Origin of the sequence: Pseudoalteromonas nigrifaciens, assembly GCF_002221505.1 — a bacterium.
GTDB classification, from domain to species: Bacteria; Pseudomonadota; Gammaproteobacteria; order Enterobacterales; family Alteromonadaceae; genus Pseudoalteromonas; species Pseudoalteromonas nigrifaciens.
In genome coordinates this window covers 3,034,030-3,053,459 of the sequence record NZ_CP011036.1, presented here as the reverse complement: position 1 = coordinate 3,053,459, position 19,430 = coordinate 3,034,030, and the positions used below count along the sequence as shown (strand labels likewise).

Below are 19,430 nucleotides of genomic sequence, written 5' to 3'. Positions count from 1 at the left end.
CAAATAAAAAACATTATTTAGATATCGGCGCAGCAGCAAAAAAGTTTAGCGTAACAGGCTAAACTTTAATATTAAGTGTTAGCGCTAAAAATCAGGAGCAGCTTCAAATGTAAGTATTTGCTCAGTAGTGGGATGTTTTAAGCTGAGCATTTGTGCGTGTAATTGCAAGCGCGGCGCCGCAGCGAGTGCCTCTTTGTGCGCGTAAAGCCTATCACCTAAAATAGGATGGCCTAGGCTTAGCATATGTACACGCAACTGGTGCGAGCGCCCTGTAATAGGAGTTAGTTCTACACGGGTTGCATGTGGTTCACGTTCAAGTATTTTAAAATGCGTAAGCGACGGCTTACCGTTTTCGTGATCAACCATTTGCTTGGGGCGATTAGGCCAATCGCAAATAAGCGGTAAATCAACCGAGCCGGTTTGCGCCTCAAGTTGCCCATATATCCGGGCAATATAGCGCTTGGCGGTTTCGCGCTCCTGAAACTGCATACTTACATGGCGGTGTGCGGCTTTATTCATTGCCAAGCAAAGTATGCCCGACGTTGCCATATCTAAACGGTGCACTATTTTAGCAGTAGGAAAAACTCGGTTAACACGGCTTATTAAGCAATCGGCATGTTTAGGGTCTTTACCTGGCACGGTTAACAACTCGCTAGGCTTATTAACGATGAGTAAATCCTCATCCTGATACAGAATAGTTAAATACGGATCTGTTGGGGGATTGTAGTTAATTAACACGGCCGACCTCAGTGATTTTCAAGGGCGCCATTTTAGTGGAGCGAGCACTAAGGCTCAAGGAAAAAGATTAAAGTTTAATTGCATGTTTTTCATACTGGTGTAAAATTACACCAGTATGATTTTTTGAGGTATATATTATGGCAAGGCAAAGCATTTCGCTCACTGAGAAAAATGATTTATGGCTGCGTAATCACATTGAAAATGTAGGTGATTACGCGAATAAAAGCGAATTAGTGAATGACTTAATTCGACGTGCAAGAAGGGCTGAAGCTATCAATAGTAAACTGCTTAAATCTGAAAAAAGTGGCTTTACTAATCAATCTGCTGATGAAATCCTGACTGAATTTAAACTAAATGTTAAGTAATGCGAAAGTTTAAACTCTCAAATGATGCTAAAGAAGACTTACGTCGTATTTATCAGTATGGCTGTAAGGAGTATTCACAGCAGCAAGCAGATACTTATTTTTATGCTTTTTTTACTCTGTTTGAAAAGCTAGCTGCAAATCCTTATTCCTACCAATCAGTTGATCATATTCGTAAAGGTTATCGACGCGCCGTTTGTGGCTCAGATAGTATTTATTACAGAGTTTATGAAACTGATGTTGAAATAATGGCTGTTTTGGGTGGGCAAGATATAGAAGAGTGGTTGTGATTTACAAGTGATTTTAGAAAGAGTTGAATAGCACTTAACTAATCGTTTTATAGGGTTTTTATCAAGTTTTAAGGTGAGCTCAGTAATAAATTTTTTATTACAACAACGCATGCATTAAGTTGAAAATAAAAAGCCTGAGTTCGACACACTACCGAAATCAGGCTTTATTAGCTGCTTAGAAATGAATCCAACTTTATGGGGTCACTTCAAAATACCGCGCTTTCTTCATTCGCACATTAGCAATTTTTTACTAACGGCTGTCAGCTTATCGCCAAAGCGTTAGTGCGAAACCACAATCAAGCGTATCGCATCTAGTTTTAACTGGGTTTTTTCAATGTAGGTAGTCAAATCTGTGCGTTGCTTATCGTAGAAGGTAATTTCTTCTTGGCGAATATTAGGGTTAATTTGCTTAAGAGCAACTAATCGTTGCTGCTCTTCACTTAGTGATGTTTGCATTTTAGCCAGTGACGCAGCACGAATAACTTCAAGCTTTTCTTGTGCCATGTCTTTTGCGGTGCTGATCATTGGGTGAATAGCACTTTGCAATGCGCCAGCTAGTTTACTGGCTGTTTGGCGACCAACGGCAGAAAGCTGCTGATTAAAGCCGTCAAACGCGACGTTTTCACCTAAGTTATTACCTGCTTTATCGAGTAAAATACGAATTGGCGTAGGTGGTAAAAAGCGTCCTACTTGTAATACTTTTGGTGCCATAGCTTCGGCTACAAAAATAAGCTCAACAAAAAAGGTGCCTGGTGGTAGTTTTTTGTTTTTAAGTAAAGCAACCGATGCGCTACCAAAATCGTCGTCACAAATCATATCTAGGGTGCCTTGCACCATAGGATGATCCCAACTAATAAAGTGCACGTCTTCTTGCGAAAGCGCGGTATCGCGGTCAAATGTAACTGTCATGCCATCTTCTCTTAATGCCGGAAACGAGGCGTTTAACATATGCTCGGTTGGCTTTAAGATAATGGTATTTTCGCCTTTATCTTCTTGGCTTACGCCAAAGGTGTCAAATACGTTAATCATGTAACTAGGCAGTTCAAACTGATTGTCTAGTTTTTCAATATCAGCTACCAAAGAGTCGGCTGCGCCTTGGCCCGATGAATGCAGCTCAAGTAAACGGTCACGTCCGCTTTCCATTTGCTTGCGCAGTACCGCATTTTTTTGTGCTACTTGCTCAAGTAATGGATCTAACTCGTCTTCGTCGCAGTTATGCGCTGCAATGTAATCAAGTAGGTCATCACGGAATTCTTTATACAACATTTGTCCCGTCGACGAGGTAGATTCGAATGCGTCTAGGCCTTCGTTGTACCAACGTAGTAATACTTCTTGGGCGGTGTTTTCAAAATATGGCACGTGAATGTTCACATCTTGAGTTTGTCCAATGCGGTCTAGTCGGCCAATACGTTGCTCTAGTAAATCTGGGTTTAGTGGTAAATCAAATAACACTAAATGATGTGAAAACTGAAAGTTACGCCCTTCAGAGCCAATTTCAGAACACAGCAGTATTTGCGCGTTGTCGTACTCGTCTGCAAAAAATGCAGCGGCGCGGTCACGCTCAATAATCGACATACCTTCGTGAAAAACTGAGGCTTTAATTGCTTCGCGTTCACGTAGTATTTGCTCAAGGCTGATAGCTGTTTCGGCTTTAGCACATATTAGCAGTACTTTTTCACGCTTAAGGGTTTTAAGAGTGTCGATTAGCCAATCTACGCGAGGATCAAATGCTCCCCAGCTGGCGCTTTCGCCTTCAAACTCTTGAAATATTTTTTCTGGGAATAGTGCGCGCTGTGCACTAAGTTCGGGATTTTGAATGCCGCTCATATTGCCCAGTACTGTCATTGCTGTTTTATATTGCTTTGGCAATGGCATAGGGTAGGCGTGTAATATACGGCTAGGGTAGCCGTCAATGCCGCTGCGGCTATTTCTAAATAAGATGCGGCCGGTGCCGTGGCGATCCAGTAACATGTTAAGTATTTCTTTACGCGCGGGTAAATCACCTTGCTGTGCTTTTGCCAGAATATCGGTAATGTCGGTTTCTTTTAATAGCTCAATTAAAGTCGCTTTAGCGCTCTCGTCTAAGCCTTGCTCTTGGAGTAATTGATTAGCAGCTTCGGCAACGTCTTTGTAATTTGCTTCCTCTTCTTTAAATACGTCGTAGTCGTAAAACCTGTCTGGATCGAGTAGCTGTAGGCGAGCAAAGTGGCTGCTATGACCAAGTTGATCTGGCGTGGCGGTAAGTAAAATAAGGCCCGGAATATCTTGGCTAAGCTCGGCCATACGTTGGTACTCTGAGCTTGGCTTGCCATTATTAATACTTAAATGATGCGCTTCATCTATTACTAGTAAATCCCAGTCAGCTAAAGTTGCTTGTTCGAACCAACGTTTTTTCTTGGTTAAAAACTCTAGGCTGGTAAGTACCAGTTGTTCGGTATCAAATACATTTGGCGAGTCGGCAAACGCTTCATCGCAACGATCTTCATCAAAAATAGAGAAACGTAAATTAAAGCGGCGCAGCATTTCTACTAACCATTGGTGCTGCAGATTTTCGGGTACTACAATAAGCACACGGCTGGCACGGCCACTAATAATTTGCTGATGTAAAATCATTCCCGCTTCAATTGTTTTACCAAGGCCTACTTCATCTGATAAAAGTACGCGTGGTGCAAAACGTTTACCTACTTCTTGGGCTATATAAAGCTGATGCGGAATAAGATTAGCACGCTGACCAATTAAGCCTTTTATAGGCGACTGTTCACGTTCAAATTTATGTAACCATGTTTGGTAGCGCAGCGTGTAACGATCAAAACGATCTACTTGGCCGGCAAATAAACGATCTTGAGGTTTGTTAAACTTAATAAAATGATCTAGAAAGGTTTCTTTTAGTTTGGCTGCTTCACCATTATCAACACGAGTACCGTGATAACAAAGTAGCTCGCCTTGCACTTCAATAGACTCAACTTCTAATTCCCACTCTTCAACGCTTTTGATCACATCGCCAGGATTAAATGACACACGGGTTACGGGTGCTTCTGCCCAAGAATAAACGCGGCTTTCGCCACTAGCAGGAAATAATATGCTGACCTGACGGCCCTCAATGGCAACAACTGTGCCTAATCCTAAATCTGACTCTGTATCACTGATCCAACGCTGACCTAAGGAAAAATTCATATATGTCTCGTCTATGAAGAAAAAGGCGGCTATGTTACCTGTTAGACAACACCACTGCAAGGCGCTATTAGCCTCACTTTTAATTAATTCGGTAAGTGTGAATTATTCCTAACAAAACGGCTAACATCTGGATCTTTTTTGGGTAAATAAGTACACAGTAAGATAATAAATAGCTCTGCAGCTATTACTTTGAGCGTTAGCAGCATTAAAAATATTTCCTTAGCAAAACCTACTTAATTAACTTTTATAATGCACTATTTTAGTCAGTCGATTGCTTTGATTTTAAGGTTTAATTAAAACAAAATCGAGTTTGTAATAAAACGGACTTTTATGACAAATAGACTAAACTAAAATTATACCTAAGTAACTAACGAGCCATCACTACTCAAAAGCACTTAGTTAGTTTGGTATAGCATACTCATCATAAAAAGTAAGGACAGTGCTATGGAAAATGCTTCGAACCTTAAAAGTAAAATGTATGTGCTAGATACCAATGTATTGCTTCACGAACCCCTCGCGTATTTATCGTTTCAAGAGCACCATGTAGTTATTCCGATGACAGTGTTAGAGGAGCTTGATCATATAAAAGATAGAAAACACGATGTAAGCCGTGATGCTCGCGTGGCTATTCGTGGTTTAGATGAAATATTAAAAAATGCCACACCAGAGCAAATGCTCCAAGGCGTAGCCCTTCCTAGCAATAAAAAAGCGAAAACAGCATCAAACGGCACTTTAATTATTGTAAACGATCATTTATTTGCCGACTCTATTTCTGGCCTGCCAGGCAATGAAAACGATCATCGCATTATTAACTGTGCAGTGCATTTACAAAAGCAGCACACAAATAGCAAAGTAATATTAGTCACTAAAGATATAAACATGCGCTTAAAAGCCAAAGGTGCAGGGCTTAATTATGTTGAGGATTACCGCACCGATCAGCTTATAGACGACATTAGCTTACTAACCAGCGGCTACAAAAAAATAGCCGGAGACTTTTGGCAGCATGTTGGCCAATGTAATACTGAGCAATATGGCCGTGAGACCTTGCATCATGTGGCTAAAAACTTAATCCCTGATGTATTTTATAATGAGTATTTAATTGATGAGGGGGATCAGTTTGCAGCGCGAGTTAAATCGTACGATGAGGAGCATATAACCTTAAAAGATATAGGTTATGAGCGATTAATGAACCAAGGTGCATGGGGTATTAAACCAAAAAATATTTACCAAGGTATGGCACTCGATGCTTTATTAGATACCAGCATAGAACTGGTTATTTTAACCGGCCCTGCAGGGTGTGGTAAAACTTTATTGGCGCTTGCTAGTGCACTAGAAATGGTGATCGAAAAAGGCATTTACGACAAAGTAATAGTAACGCGTAATACGCCAGAAATAGCCGAGTCAATTGGCTTTTTACCCGGCACTGAGGAAGAAAAAATGGCGCCATGGCTAGCGGCCATTACCGACACCCTAGAGGTATTACATAAGGGCGACGAAAATCCAATTTCAAGCCGTAATTATATTATGGAAAAAGCCAATATTCAGTTTAAGTCGGTAAATTTTATGCGTGGTCGCAGTATTCAAAATGCAGTAGTTATTTTAGATGAAAGCCAAAACTTAACGGCGGCACAATTAAAAACCATTATTACCCGTTGCGGCGAAGGTACTAAGCTAATTTGTACCGGTAACTTGGCACAAATAGACAGTAACTACTTAACACCGGTTACTTCGGGCTTAACTTATATTGTGGAGCGCTTTAAAAACTTTGAAGGTAGCGCAACAATAAACCTCAATGGTGTGGTACGTAGTCGCCTAGCTTCATTCGCTGAAGAAAACTTATAACTTGCGCTTAACATTATGGCTCGCTAGTCTATTAGCTGATTATTGAGCCATAAAACAGGCAAACAGTTGAAGTTTTTACCCTTAAAAGATTATTACCGCTCTTTAGTTGTGGCTTTGGCCGTGCCTTTGTTTGTGGCTTTATTATTATGTTTGCACCTTTACAATATTAAGGTTGAACGTGCGATAGAAAAGCGCCATGGCGATTTTGCTAATGTATCGGCGCAAATTGAACATACTATGGCTGGGGTAAATAATTTATTTACCGCTATGTTTAATTTGTATCACCAACCTAAGCCGCATTTAGCAGATAGCACAATGCCATTGCACGTTAATCAGTATGATGACTATTACTATCGTTATTTAAGTAATTTAAATGGCGAAATAGTAGGTGCTGGCGAATTTTCTCAATCGCAAAGTGCCTTATTACGCTGGCAAAAAGTCGTTATGTTAGCCCCTTCATTTAACACCACGTTAGCGCTAATACAGTCATTAAGTGCAGTTGCTTATGTTGATGAGCAAGGTTTTGCTTACGTTGCCAGGCGAGATCGTAGCCAAAGTGCCTTTTTAACTGATATTTTAAAAGGCAAATTTAAACCACCACTTTTAACCGAGCAACTCAGCTCTAGCCAAATTATTAAAGTTGCTAATAAAGCCTACTTTGCCATTGGCCGACAACAAGATATTAACTCCCAAGATTACATAGTTCTTATTTATGACTTACAAGCTATTTCTAATTGGCTAAAAAAAGTATCGCCGCAGCAAGGCGAATATATATTTATGAATCAGTATCATGAGGTTATTGCCAGCTCACAAAAGTTGATAAACAAAGCTGTTAAGTTAAATCAATATTGGCCGGCAGTATTAATAGAGCACAATAATACTAAGGAAGTTAAAGGTAATCAGTTTTTAATGCAGCCAATTGGTAACTACCCTATACATGCTGCCTACCATGAGCCAATAGAGCAGTTATCTGCGCCGATTATTTACGAAACAGCGATAGAATTTATATTTTTAACCGTGTTTTTAAGCATTATGTTTAGCGTGTTTTTTTGGTTGAGCCAGCGTATTTTTATCAAGCCGATGACCTTTTTAATGCGTTATCTAGAGCATAACGACACTGTAACTGGCGAGCAGTTAAACTATAAAATTCCTTTAAATTGGCAGCCATGGTTTTTAAAGGTAAAAGCTATATTTGCTAAAAATACTCAGCTGGTCGAATCCCTACAGAACGTTAATAAAGATTTAGATAAAAAATTGCAGCTACAGTCTGAAAAACTAACCAGCAGCTACGAAGCCAAAGAGCGTCATTTAGCTTTACTTAATACTGTACTTAATAACGTTCCTGACTTTATTTATTTTAAAAGTATTGATGGCTTATTTTTAGGTTGTAATAAAGCTTTTGAAACATTTATTGGTAAAAAGCAAGCTGAGCTAGTTGGTAAATTAATAGAAAATGAGAGCAGCGATAGTAAAAAAATTAGTAAGCTAGAGCAACAAGTACTACACAATCGCACGCAAATTCAACAACGTATTGATAGCGCAGAACGCTCTTACTTATTAACCATAGCGCCATTTTATAATGAACAGCAACAACTGTTAGGCGTTATGGGGATTGGCCGCGACATAACCGAGCAACAGCAAACCCTACATGCATTAAAAGAATCAGAAACTAAATTTAGAAGTGCGATAGAGTTTGCGGCTAATGGAGTGGTGTTACTTTCGCTTGATCATACTATTTTACAAGCGAATAAAGCGGCTAGAGAGCTATCTTCTGAACAAAATTTATTGGCGGGAGCGCCTTTAAATCGGGTGTTTAGTAACCCCCAATGGCAAGAAATTAAAGCCACGTTAGCGCAATTACTAAATAATAAAAAACGGGTATACCATTTAACTTTAGCGCACGGCGAACTGGCAGATTGGTTACAGCTGAGCGTGTCGTTAGTGTGGAATGAAAATGCCGAGCCGCTGTATTATGTTATTCATATTCAAGATATAAGTATATTAACCAAAGCAAAACATGATGCAGAGCGCGCCACATTAGCAAAAAGTCGATTTATTGCTAATTTAAGTCATGAGATCCGCACACCGCTAAATGCGGTATTTGGTTTACTTGATATGCTTATTGAGCAAGGACTTACGCCAAAACAATTAGAACAAACCGCGCAAGCTAAGCACGCAGCACACAGCTTGTTGTTAATGCTTAACAGAATGCTGGATTTTGCACGGGTAGAAAGTGTGGCAGCGCAGTTAAAACTCGCGCCATTTAGCATTGTTGAGTTGGTTGATATTTGTGAAAGTTTAACGGCACCTTTATGTGAAAACAAAGGGATTGAATTAATTATTGATATTGATCCCTTAATTGCCCCCAACCTTATATGCGACAGCATTCGCTTACAGCAAGTATTAGGTAACTTATTAACTAATGCTGTTAAATTTACTAAAACCGGTAGTATTACCCTTAAAATGGATTTATTACCAAGCGATACCTCAGAGCAACAACATATTTGCTTTAAGGTAATAGATACCGGAGTTGGCATAGATAAAGCCGATCAAAGGCGCTTATTCGATGCCTTTACCCAAGGGGATGAGTCATCTACGCGAACTCATCATGGCGTGGGCTTAGGGCTGGCTATTGTAAAGTCGGCAGTGCTGTTAATGGGTGGCGAAATAGCGCTAAATAGTGAAAAAGGCGAAGGGTGTGAGTTTTACTTTAGTGTTTTATTAGATGTTGTACCTGCTTGTAAGCAGCTACCTGATAATACATTAGTTATTTTATCAGCGCATAGTCACGAATTAACTCAGGTTATAAATGCATTCCCTACGCTTACTTATACTAATTTAGAGCAAATATTAAAATCTCCTCGGGAGCATTTAAAAGCCAAGCAATTAATTATAGGTGCAGCAGATTTACCTGCTTTATTAGCTGTAGCAGTAATTAAAGATATTTTATTTGCAAAAGCAATTACGCTTATTGTTGTAAGTAATCAACCAAGGTTAAATTTGCCGATCAGCATGGGTTTAACTGTACAGCATATTAAAACGTCAGCGCTTGCACAGCGATTGTTTAATTTAAATTTAGAGTCAGCTTTAAAAATAACGAATACAACGAAATTAAACCCAAGTGTGTCGGGTCTGTTAGTGTTAGCGATTGATGATAATCAATTAAACTTAGAAATAATTAGCAGCGTGTTACGCCAAGCAAAAATTAATGTGGTTACAGCCACCAGTGCCATTGATGGTATGGCATTATTACCGAATTTAATGCCAGACTTAATTTTAATGGATGTGCAAATGCCTCATTTAGATGGTTGCCAAGCAACAACTTTAATTAGGCAGCAGTATAGTGCAGAGCAATTACCTATTTTTGCACTAACCGCTCATTGTGAGCCTGCAGATATTGAACGCTCTTTAGCGTGTGGCATGAATAAGCATTTAACTAAACCTGTGGTTGCAGAAGTGCTTATAGGTGCAATAACCGATTTAACACCTTATAAGCCGAGCTTTTTTGAGTACTCATTTGCTTTAACTCAGTTTAGTTTAAACGAAACACTGCTTAACACTATGATCGGTAAATTTGCTAGTGTGTGCAAAACTCAATTAGCGCAGCTCAAAATAAGTAATAATAAAGATGACTTAATTCGTATAGCGCATAGTATTAAAGGCGTAGCGGGTAATTTAGGCTTTAGTCGACTGTCGCAATGTGCACAGCAAACTGAAAAAGATCTTAAAACAACCGATAAAGCTGTTGAAATAACAACGAAAGAGCTTATTATGCAGTTAGAACAGGTGGTTGTTTTTATAAACGTTTTAGGGGCAATGGATGTCAAAAAAAGCTAAAGTATTAATTGTTGATGATGATGCTCTTAATCGAATTGTACTCGAAAAAACACTTAGCGATGAGCATGAGGTGTTTTTAGTTAAAAGTGGTGACGAAGCGCTTACTTTTATAAAAACAACACAAGTTGATTTAATTATACTCGATATTGTTATGCCAGGAATGAATGGCTACGAAGTACTGGTTAAATTAAAAGAAGATTCAGCAACGCAAATGATCCCGGTTATTTTTATATCGGCAAATAGCAGCCATGATGACGAGTCTAAAGGTTTAGAACTAGGTGCAATGGATTATATAACTAAGCCATTTTGTTCATCAATTGTGCGCGTAAGAGTACGTAATCAACTGCTTATTAAGCAAAAAAATGATTTGCTTGAAATGTTAGCTTCGATTGATGGCCTAACCGAAATACCCAATAGACGCAACCTAGACGAAAACCTATCTCGTGAATGGCGTAAAAGTAAGCGCAACAACACACCACTTTCAGTGCTACTTATGGATATAGATCACTTTAAGCGTTACAACGATACTTATGGGCACCGAGCTGGCGATGACTGCTTAAAAGCGGTGGCTCAAGCACTTGCGGCACAATGTGAGCGTGGCAGTGACTTTATTGCACGCTATGGCGGAGAAGAGTTTGCAGCCGTTTTACCCGGTGTAGATAAAGCTGAAGCGACAGGCTTTGCAAATAAGCTACGTAATGCTGTTAATGCATTAAATATAGCGCATAAAGCATCGCTTAATGCTGAGCATGTAACTATTAGTATTGGTGTAGCTAGTACTGAAAACGCAAGTATTGAAACTGAGCAGGCACTTTTAGAAGAAGCTGATTTAGGTTTATATGCAGCGAAAGAGGGTGGCCGTAATCAAGTTGTTGCCCGCTAATTAAACTTTTATTTGTAAAGTAAACGCCAACGTTATTGGCGTTTAATGGTTAATTCACCGAATGAACACATTTAAAAAAGTGTAGCGCTTTTTAGAGCTACACAGCTGGGCATTACAGCAGGGCACTACAGCAAGGTATTACACTAAGCGATTACGTGATTGCTGCTGCGTAAACGCCATAATATTTAAACTTACCTCATTTACCAAACGTACAATTGACTCTGTGCTTGCCCAAGCAATATGTGGCGTAAGCAGTAAGTTATTGCCTTTATAATTAGCCAGTGGGTTAGTTAGTTCAGCGGGCTCTTTAGTCAGCACATCAACCCCGGCACCTGCAATTAAGTTTTGCTCAAGAGCGGTTGCTAAGTCTGCTTCGTTAATAATGCCGCCACGTGCAGTATTAATGATAATGCTACTTGGCTTCATCATTTTAAGCTCATTGAGTGTAATTAGATCGCGAGTTTCATCGGTTAATGGGCAGTGCACACTAATTATATCGGCGGTTTTAATTGCTTGTTCAAAAGGGATACGACCTTCACGGCACTGTGTCCCTTTGCGCTCGGCAGTAATTACATTTGCGCCAAAAGCGCTAGCAACCGTTGCAACCGCGCTACCAAGTGTTCCACCACCAATAATAGCGAATGTTTTGTCTTGTAAATCGTTAAAGCTATAATCTAGACGGCAAAACATTTCACTTTTTTGCCATGCACCTTGTTGGCAGTCCGCTTGGTAGCGATGTGTATTACCTAATAAATTAGTGATTAAAGAAAAGGTATGTTGTACTACAGAGGGGGTTGAATAGCCGGCAACGTTAGTTACTGCAATACCAAGCTCTTTAGCTGCTACTAAATCTACATTATTAGTACCAGTGGCACTAACACAAATTAGCTTTAGTGATTTTAATTGGCTCATAGTTTCACGGTTTACAACTGCTTTGTTGGTAATTAAAACGTCAGCATTTTTACTATGAGCAACAACTTGCTCCGCACTTGTTAATTCATGAACGGTAAGCTCACCTAATTGAGCAATACAATCAAGTGATGTTTTAGCAAGAGTCGCATTATCGAGAATAGTAATTTTCATATTTTTTCCTAAAATTAAACCCCATTTAAGAGAGTTATTTGCAATGCTTGCATTGCTTGATTTGAGGTTGGAAATATTTGCAGTACTAATGAAAGCAAATACAGCGCAGCATACGTATACAAGATTAATACACTAAAGTACTATAAAGCATACACTTTGTTAATTTTAAAGTCGTAAAAACGTAGGCCAACTTAAATGTGGTCTGCCCACTAGGTTAGTTGTTACATGCTACCCTTTACGGCTATTTTGTTGTACTGCCGTCGCCATGCAGCTTTAGTAAAGCTATTTGCTTTAACTAATATTCACTATAAATAACAACAGGGCAATGTAAGTTGCATCAAGTGTGCGAACTTATAAACTTGCCGACTAAACTATAACTCTATTTGAACTAGGTAAATCGAACTTTAGTATTGCTAGTTTCGTATTTTTGATTGAGTTATAATCAAAATTAGACACGACGGTGCGCTTTGGCGTGCCGTTTTTAACTTTGTAGATGCGCTAAATGATTGAATTAGAAGATAAGTACGCTGACATAAGACCTTACAATGATGATGAAGTTGCCACTTCGCTGAAGCGTTTAATTGACGATAATGCATTTATTGATGTAATTGCAAAGTACAATTTACCACGCATTTTATCGGCAATTCCATTTGTTGCACGACCATTAATTAGACAGCAACTACGTAAAAAATGGGGCCAAATTAATAGCGTTGAAGATGTACAAAATGAAGTTGCAAAGTATTTAAATAAGTTAGTAAAACGCACTACGTCAGAAGTCACTTTTTCAGGGTTGGATAAACTAGACCCTAATCAGGCCTATTTATTTATATCGAATCATCGTGACATTGTGCTCGATCCGGCTTTAGTAAATTGGGGATTGTTTCAACATAAAATGAAAACAGTGCGCATTGCAATAGGAGATAATTTATTGCAAAGACCCTATATCACTGAGCTTATGCGATTAAATAAAAGCTTTATAGTAAAGCGATCTGCAAAAGCGCCTAAAGAAATGCTTAAAGCATTAACGCAGTTATCTTCCTATATTTATGACTCACTAACAGCAGGAAACTCTATTTGGATAGCGCAAAAAGAAGGGCGAGCAAAAGACGGTGTAGATCAAACCGATCCGGCACTACTAAAAATGCTACAACTAAATGGGCGTAAGCAAAAAAAAGAATTTGGCGATTATATTAAAGAGCTAAAAATAGTGCCGGTATCAATATCGTATCAATACGAACCCTGTGCAATTGCTAAAGCAAAAGAGCTTTATCATAAACAACACCATGGTCAATATGTAAAATCTGTAGGTGAAGACATAGCCAGTATTGTTGAAGGTTTTAGCTCATCTAAAGGACATATTCATTTAGCTTTTGGACAGCCGATAGAGTCACATTGCGACAGCGCAGATGAGCTGGCTAAAACAATAGATAAACAAATAATAGATTCATTTTATTTGCACCCAGGTAACTTTATAGCAGGCGGCTGTACAGAAGCAGTCATTAATAAAGCCGACGCTGCAAAGTTTGCAAAACGTATGGATAAAGTGCCCGAAGAGCTTAAACCTTTGGTATTAGCTATGTATGCAAAGCCATATCATCGTAAAGCAGAAGTAAATATTAAAAGTTGTGAGCATTAAAAGCTAAAGCTGCTTTTTGTTACGGCACTTTAGCTAAAGCGAAGTAAATTTGTATTACAGCTTCAGCGCATGTTGGGCTGTGGTTTATGCCCCGGCTGATACCTACATTTTATCTGGTTAAGAGATTTACTAAACGTCCAGAGCTAATTACTCACAAAGCTGCTCTTTGAGTAAATAACGCTATACTTAACCTGTATCTTTATAAGTGTGGGGAGGGGCAATGCAACAAATTGAAATATTTGATATTCCAAGCCCTTGCAAGAGTATTTGTTTGGTTAATAATAGGGGATATTGTAAAGGTTGTTATCGTAGCCGCGATGAGCGTTTTTTATGGAATTCGTTAACCAACGCACAAAAGAAAAAAGTATTAAATTTGTGCCAGCAGCGCTACAAGCGTTTTATACAAAAAAAACTAGACGTTACTGCCGCTAGCGAATTAATTAATCAGCAAGGTTTTGACTTTTAGTTAGGGGGCGTGCCCTTTGTTGATTAAATTCGTAATTATCTGAGCCAATAAGCTATTAAATCCCCAAACATAATATAGCATTTAGCTGACTAAGCTTGTTGGCCTAGATGCTTTATTAAAGCAGCATTCATAACTATTTATAAGTATAATAAAACATCTTTAGTAAGTAATAGGAGTTACTGTGAGTTTTAATTTATGTAATTTACCTCGTGAACAAAAGTATCAAATTCAGTTAGATTATGAGGCTTCTTTTTGGGCGTATCAAATTAAGCGCGGGAAAAAAACACGTGAGCAAATATATAACACCCTCCATAGCCGCCCTATTGCAGAGCAAGCTTCTTTAAAGCAACAATTTGAAAGGTATTTAGCACTAATGTTAGGCTAATGTTGTGCTTACTTGAGCAGCTCGAGTTGATTTAAAACCTCTTTAGTTTATAGGATTTATACATTCATCTCTAAAAGTAGACCTGATTTATACCGCACTATTGGTTTTAACTCGATGTTAACATATAATCATTCCTTAGTAGTGCTTTTGGTGTGTGCCAATATCGTATATCGTCGCTGTCAAATACCTATCAAAAGCAACATAATAAGTGGGATCAAGAATGGGTAAAGCTATTAACAGAACAATAAGTTGCTTGCTCGCACTTATGCTAATAATGAGCAGCCAAATAAACGCACAAGTGAAGCGTTTATCTCCTAGTGAGGGGCTATCTCAAAGCTATGTTAATACTATGCTTATTGATAATAACGGTTACTTATGGCTGGCAACAGAAGGTGGCCTTAACCGTTATGATGGCTACCAAGTAATGCCAATTAACGGGCCTAATGGTGAGCTTGAAGAAGCTATTATTGACCGCATATATCAAGACACCCAAGGGCATATTTGGATTGCCTCACTGCTGGCAGGGCTATTTCGCTATGATCCAGCTACCGATTCTTATAAACAGTTTTTAGAAAAGCCGCTAAGCGAAGAGCAGATAATTAATCAATCTGTTTTTAGCATGTTAGCAATAGATGATAAAACCCTCTGGATTGGCCGAGGCCGTGACTTTGCAAAGCTTGATATTGAAAGTGGTGAAATAACCACTATTTTTGAGCTTCCGAGTAAATACAAAAGCACCCTAGTTAGAAAGCTATTTTATTATAACGGCTATATATTTATTGGTACTAGTCATGGTGCTTATGTGTTTGATATTGCCAGTGAAAAAGTGCGGCCATTAGAGCATTTACGCGCAGAGGCTGAGCATATTTACCAAAATAATGTGAAGTCATTTGCTATTGCTAACAATAATCAGCTATTAGTGGGCGCTGTTAAAGGGTTGTACCAAGTTGATATTAGCAATTTATCGAGCATGTTTGAGCGCCCCGATGTGGCATTTAACAATAGTGTATTGCTTGATAATTTAAACATTTGGCAAATTACAAATGACCATGAAAAAATTGATTTAGCCACTGATAAAGGGTTGTTCAAGTTTAATTTAAAAACGGGGGAAATAATAAAAAACACCCGCATTAACCAAAGTAAATATACCCTAGCCGATACCAGTATTATTGATATGGTTAAAGATAATTCTGGTGGAACATGGGTGGCCACTAAAACAGATGGGGCGTTTTATTTAGCCAATAATAACTATCAGTTTACCAATGTTGAGGGCAGCATGCTTGGCGGTGACGGCTTATCGCATCATTCTATTTGGGGTATTACTGAGTATAAAGACAAGCTATGGCTAGCTACGCATAATGGTTTAACTGAAGTTGATTTAAAAACAAATATAGGCAAAACGTATTTACAAGATTTTAAAGTTGATTTGCTAACCACTGAATTTACTATTTATAAAATAATGCCTTATAAAAATAAATTATGGCTGCACTCCAACAGAGGTTTATTTATTTTTGACCCTGTTAGCCTGCAATTAACTGAGCCGCAAACACAAAATCCGAGCAACCAAAAGCTGATCGCCGGCTGGGTTCATGGTGTTACTTTAATGCCCGATGGTAACTTGTACTATGTGCACTCAGATCATGGTATGCTTATGTATAATATTAATACCCAGCAACTAACCCAGTTAGAGGGCGAGTTTACTCAGTTTGACCCTTTTTTAGCGCATGGGTTTTTACCACCATTATCGACACAACCAGATAAACCTTTATTTTTTAGTGGTGGGATTTTATATCAAGTTAATCCTCACAGTTTAACTCTAAAAATAATATATAAGGTTCCTAAACAACATGAAAATGTTGCCATAAATGTGCTGTCGTATGAAGTTGATCGTAATAATATTTTATGGCTCTCGTTATCCAACTTTGGCCTGATTGGCATTGATGCCTTAACGTATGAACTTGTTCATACTATTGATTTAGACAAAAACAAATTGGGTACCTTATTGTACGATATGGTGCTTGATGACGATGGCATGATTTGGATGAGTAGTCATAAAGGCATTTGGCGTTTAAACCCGACTACATTGCATTTTCAGCAATTTACTACGTCAGAAGGGCTGCTCTCTGCAGAATTTAACAGCGGCGCTATGGCACATTTAAAAGATGGGCGTATTGCTTATGGTAGCCTAAAAGGCTTTACCTATTTTCACCCAATGAACAATCAAAACACCAAAGCGTTAATTGATCACGTTAATATTACTCGGATCAATTTAATGTCGCGAAACTTGTCGCTTAATTTACAGCAACCACTTGAAGAAATAACATTAAATCATGACGATATAGGTTTAGAAATAGCTTTTTCGGCAATGTCGTTTAGTTTTCAAGAGCGGATTATTTATGAGTATCAGCTCGATAACGGGCAAAAAAGTTATACCCGTAACAACAGAGTGTTATTTCCAAAATTAAATCCGGGTAACTACCAATTAAAAGTGTGGGCTAAAGACCCATTAACCGGCGAATATACGTCGCCCGCTAGTTTAAAAATAAAAGTGAAATACCCACTATGGCGTGCCCCTTATTTTGTGGTGCTATATGCATTATTGTTAATTGCTTTAGTGGTTGCTTGGGTAATGCGCCGCAATAAAATACAGCGTATTTTATTGGCAGCTCACAAAGAAAGTAAAGAAAGCGAAGCGCGTTTAAAACTGGCACTAGAGGGCAGTGAATCCGGGGTTTGGGACTGGCAGTCAAGCAGCCTTAGTATTTATCAACCGCGGTTAATGAATGAATTAGGCTACAGCGTTGAATGCGTAAATTTAGATGACTATTTAGTAAAAATACACCCACAAGACAGATCTTTATTTAGATTAGAGTGGTTAGAGTTTTTATCTACAGATAAAGGATCTTTTAATTGTACCTACAGGCTTAGGCATGCAAAAGGGCATTGGCGCTGGTACAAAGATTTTGGCAAAGTAGTAGAGTGGCATAATAAATTACCGCAAAAAGTGGCCGGAACTTACACCAATATGACCCGTGAAATGGTGTTTGAAGAGCATGCTCGCTTATTCGCAGCAGCCTTTGAACAAACTCGCGATTGGGTATTTATACTCGATAAAAACTTTAATATACGCGCCTCTAATAAATCCTTACAAACAGCGTTTAACTTCCCAGCTGAGCCACGCTCTAGTCGAGTACTTAATTTAGGAATTTCGCGCAGTAGCCGCTTTGATTACTTGCGCATTATGCAAAAGCTCAATGTAGGGGAGCACTTTTCTTGCGAAGACACAGTAACATTGGTTAATAACGAGCAACGCCACGTGCTTGTTAAAATAAGTGCAGTTGCCGATAACGAACACAGACTAACCAGTTACGTTGTTATTTTAACCGATATTAATGCACAAAAATTAGCAGAAAATGAGCTGCATATACTCGCCAACTACGATCAGCTAACTAGCCTGCCAAATAGGGCATTATTTAATGACCGTGTAATACATGCCATTGAGCAAGCACAGCGCCATAACAGCAAGGTTGCTTTGCTGCATATTAATATTAAACGCTTTAAACACTTTAATGATTCGTTAGGGCGAGAAGTTGCCGATGAATTGATTAAAACAGTGGCAGAGCGATTAAAAAGTACCTTACGCCCCAGCGATAGCGTAGCTCGATTTGGTGGTGATGAATTTGTTGTGTTGGTGGAAGATATACAACAAATAGAAGAGGTATTGCTCGTTTGCACTAAATTAATGGGCTGTGTTAATAAAAATATTGCCCTTAATGGCCAAGTAATTAATATTAATTTAAGCATTGGTGTTGCCACATATCCAGATGATGCGCAGCAATATAAAGATCTATTAAAAGCTGCCAATATTGCTTTATACCACGCTAAAGATAATTTAGAAGGGAGCTATAAGTTTTATAAGCAAGAGATGAATCAACGGGTGCAAAAAGCACTGCACCTAGAATCGCAGTTAACTAAAGCGTATCAAGAGCATGAATTTTGTAATTATTATCAACCTATTATAAGTGCTAATAGCCAAAAAACCGAAGGCTTTGAAGTATTGCTACGCTGGCCAAAAAATCAATTAGTGAACACTCAAGAGTTTTCGTTAGCGGCAGAGAGTATTGGTTTAATTACAAAAATAATGCTGCAAACATTGGGCCGTGCTTTAGAAGAGTTAGTGGCTTGGCGCAAAATTGCTCCCGAGTTATATTTGTCGATTAACTTATCGGCACTCGATTTTGAATTTGAACACTTGGTGCCTGAAATTAAAAAGGCATTAATTAAAGCAGCTATCCCTTCTAAGGCGATTGTATTTGAAATAACAGAATCAATATTAATGCGCGATTCAAAGCAGGCCTTATCGAGTATGGATATGTTAAAACAACTAGGTTGTAGGCTTTATATGGATGACTTTGGTACAGGTTACGCATCGTTAACTTATTTGAAGCGCTTTCCTATTGATGTATTAAAAATTGACCGTAGTTTTGTACAAGATATAGGGGTTGATTCTAATGATGAGGCAATTATCCAATCTACGCTTACTTTAGCCCACAGCTTAAATAAAGAATGTGTGGCAGAAGGCATTGAAAGTACCCATCAATTAGTATTTTTAAAAGCACTTGGTTGCGACTATTTTCAAGGTTATTTATTTAGTAAACCTGTGCCCACAAATGCTGTTATTCCTTTAATTACTCGCGATTGGAGCGACGTGTTTAAGCAAGATTAAAGGAAAGC

General features: G+C 38.6%; 12 protein-coding genes. 9 read left to right on the top strand and 3 right to left on the bottom strand.

Annotated elements, in window-relative coordinates:
• Positions 1–84 precede the first annotated feature (84 nt).
• Entirely contained in the window at positions 85–738 is a 654-nt protein-coding gene (gene rluA / locus PNIG_RS14480) for a bifunctional tRNA pseudouridine(32) synthase/23S rRNA pseudouridine(746) synthase RluA (protein ID WP_089368765.1), read from the bottom strand.
• Between the two features lie 137 nt (positions 739–875).
• On the opposite strand from rluA, the gene PNIG_RS14475 reads away from it, so the two are divergent.
• Together PNIG_RS14475 and PNIG_RS14470 are read left to right on the top strand one after the other, a co-directional pair.
• A complete protein-coding gene (locus PNIG_RS14475) occupies positions 876–1,103 on the top strand; it encodes a ribbon-helix-helix domain-containing protein (protein ID WP_011329274.1) in 228 nt (75 codons plus the stop codon).
• Entirely contained in the window at positions 1,103–1,390 is a 288-nt protein-coding gene (locus PNIG_RS14470; RefSeq protein WP_089368764.1) for a type II toxin-antitoxin system RelE/ParE family toxin, read from the top strand. Before PNIG_RS14475 ends, PNIG_RS14470 begins: the two co-directional genes overlap by 1 nt.
• 279 nt (positions 1,391–1,669) lie before the next feature.
• On the opposite strand, the gene rapA is transcribed toward PNIG_RS14470, so the two are convergent.
• Positions 1,670–4,564, bottom strand: a complete 2,895-nt coding sequence (gene rapA / locus PNIG_RS14465) for an RNA polymerase-associated protein RapA (RefSeq protein WP_011329272.1) — start codon at positions 4,562–4,564, stop codon at positions 1,670–1,672.
• A gap of 444 nt (positions 4,565–5,008) precedes the next feature.
• On the opposite strand from rapA, the gene PNIG_RS14460 reads away from it, so the two are divergent.
• From PNIG_RS14460 to PNIG_RS14450, 3 genes are all read left to right on the top strand, one after another.
• On the top strand, positions 5,009–6,406 hold the full coding sequence (locus PNIG_RS14460) for a PhoH family protein (protein ID WP_086997728.1): 1,398 nt from the start codon (positions 5,009–5,011) through the stop codon (positions 6,404–6,406).
• Positions 6,407–6,472: 66 nt separating this feature from the next.
• Positions 6,473–10,243, top strand: coding sequence for a PAS domain-containing hybrid sensor histidine kinase/response regulator (locus tag PNIG_RS14455; protein WP_089368983.1), 3,771 nt, complete (start codon positions 6,473–6,475; stop codon positions 10,241–10,243).
• Positions 10,227–11,126: a GGDEF domain-containing response regulator gene (locus PNIG_RS14450; protein ID WP_011329268.1), complete on the top strand. Its 900-nt coding sequence runs from the start codon at positions 10,227–10,229 to the stop codon at positions 11,124–11,126. The genes PNIG_RS14455 and PNIG_RS14450 overlap by 17 nt, the downstream gene beginning before the upstream one ends.
• A 138-nt stretch (positions 11,127–11,264) precedes the next feature.
• On the opposite strand, the gene PNIG_RS14445 is transcribed toward PNIG_RS14450, so the two are convergent.
• Complete coding sequence (locus PNIG_RS14445; RefSeq protein WP_011329267.1) at positions 11,265–12,209, bottom strand: D-2-hydroxyacid dehydrogenase; 945 nt, start codon at positions 12,207–12,209, stop codon at positions 11,265–11,267.
• A gap of 502 nt (positions 12,210–12,711) precedes the next feature.
• Here PNIG_RS14445 and PNIG_RS14440 point away from each other — a divergent pair.
• From PNIG_RS14440 to PNIG_RS14425, 4 genes are all read left to right on the top strand, one after another.
• The gene (locus tag PNIG_RS14440) at positions 12,712–13,845 is read left to right on the top strand and encodes a 1-acyl-sn-glycerol-3-phosphate acyltransferase (protein ID WP_011329266.1); all 1,134 of its coding nucleotides are present in this window, start codon (positions 12,712–12,714) and stop codon (positions 13,843–13,845) included.
• A 220-nt stretch (positions 13,846–14,065) separates the two neighbouring features.
• Entirely contained in the window at positions 14,066–14,311 is a 246-nt protein-coding gene (locus PNIG_RS14435; protein ID WP_011329265.1) for a DUF1289 domain-containing protein, read from the top strand.
• Between the two features lie 181 nt (positions 14,312–14,492).
• Positions 14,493–14,696 carry a DUF3283 family protein gene (locus PNIG_RS14430; protein WP_011329264.1) on the top strand — a complete coding sequence of 68 codons (204 nt, stop codon included), beginning with the start codon at positions 14,493–14,495 and terminating at the stop codon, positions 14,694–14,696.
• A gap of 220 nt (positions 14,697–14,916) precedes the next feature.
• Entirely contained in the window at positions 14,917–19,422 is a 4,506-nt protein-coding gene (locus tag PNIG_RS14425; RefSeq protein ID WP_089368763.1) for an EAL domain-containing protein, read from the top strand.
• Positions 19,423–19,430: the final 8 nt, after the last annotated feature.